The sequence below is a fragment of the Pseudomonadales bacterium genome, from assembly GCA_013215025.1.
In the GTDB taxonomy this organism is placed as follows: Bacteria; Pseudomonadota; Gammaproteobacteria; order Pseudomonadales; family DT-91; genus DT-91.
This window is the reverse complement of the sequence record JABSRR010000342.1, coordinates 1-1,610: the sequence shown is the minus strand read 5'-3', so window position 1 is coordinate 1,610 and position 1,610 is coordinate 1. Positions and strand designations below refer to the sequence as shown.

At 44.0% G+C, this 1,610-nt stretch carries 1 pseudogene; it reads right to left on the bottom strand.

Annotation, left to right across the window (positions count from 1 at the left end):
• Positions 1 to 572: 572 nt before the first annotated feature.
• Positions 573 to 1,559, bottom strand: a pseudogene (locus HRU21_13490) (transposase).
• Between the last annotated feature and the right edge of the window lie 51 nt (positions 1,560 to 1,610).

Here is a 1,610-nt window from a genome sequence, read left to right as displayed (position 1 = left end):
AATTGATGACGACAAGGACAAAACCAACAATATTAAAGATGTCTCACCTAACAAATAAAAACTAAAGCCAACAAATAGCCGAATAGCTGATAAACGCTAAAAAAGAGACCTCAAGGCAAGGCTCTTAGAGGTCTCTTTCAACTGTTGATCAAGGCAAATGGGTTTATCAGTTATTCGTTGTTGGCCGCACACCTGTTCTTGTTGATTGCCTAGGTGGATAAGTACTTCGATCCTTTTTGCTATGCTTAGTGACGTGGAGTTGGTTTAGGGTCTTCACGATTGATATGAACCTTTCGCCTTTATTTTTTGAGCATACCATCCCCTTTCCCCATTGCTTGAGAGGCATTCATTGATAACATGTCTTGAAGTAGATCATCAGAGGCTTCTTTCTACATCACTTCATTCAATGGTACATCTCTTGCTCGGTGATAGGTAACCTTGCCAAATCGTTTGGTCATGAGCAGTTCTAATCTACCTTCGTCGCATTTAGCGCACTTAGTGACATCCCTGCCATATTTTTCGAGCATTCGGATTGCGACTGGTACTTCTACTTTTGGCACGGGTTGGCCCCAATCCATCTCCTCACGCAGTTGATTAAGCCTGACAGTCTTTCCATGGTTTTGGAGTAAGCCATAATGGCGTATTCGCACAAAGCGATAAGGGAGGATATGTCGTTCAAACCGGGTAAGAAACTCCTGATGGTTGAGCGTCATTTCCTTCTGCTGGTTGTCACGATAATCCTTGTAAGTGAAGGTGATGTGATGCTCACCGACAGCCTTGATCCTGTGATAGGTAATCGCTGTACGATGGGTGTATCTGCCCAAGTACTTCATCACCTGTTCGGGTCCACCAAATGGTTGTTTGGCGTACACTTTCCAATGTTTTTGTCCAGCAGCTTTAATGGCTTCTTCGACTTGTTGAATAGGTACAGATAGCTCTGACTTTCGTTCTCGTACCAACCGCAAAAAAATGGCTTTGTACATTTTCTTTAATGCTGGTACAGGGAACAAGAACTTGCCATTAGCTCTTTTGGGAGCTACCCACTGATTGTTTTTCAGGCCACCACCACTGACAATACAATGCAGGTGAACATGATAATCCAGTTTTTGCCCCCAGGTGTGGAGTACTGAGGTGATGCCAGGAACAGCTCCCAGATACTTAGGGTTTTGCCCCAAATTCAGTAAAGTTTGTGAAGCCGCATCAAACAGGATTTTGTACATCTGAGTTGGTGCTTGCAGCATTACCCTATTCCACTCATGTGGTACAGTGAACACGGTGTGGTAATAAGGACATGGCAGCAGGTCGTCTATTCTACTTTCTACCCATTCCTCTTTTTTGAGTGTACCACAAAAGCAACAGTGCCGATTGCCACAGCTATGGTATTGCAATTGCCGATGCCCACAATCGGAGTTATTGCATTGATAGCAGTGATAGCCCAATTCATTCGTATGACACTTAAAAATGCGTGAAGCGATGCTTCGGGTGTAGGCATTTTTGTAAGCAAATGACTCTGGATTGAAAAGTGCCTGGAATCTCGATTTAAGCTGTTGCTGGTGCATGATCGAGGTGATCAAAAGGAGACACCAGGGTAGCGCGTTTACTCTTTTGCA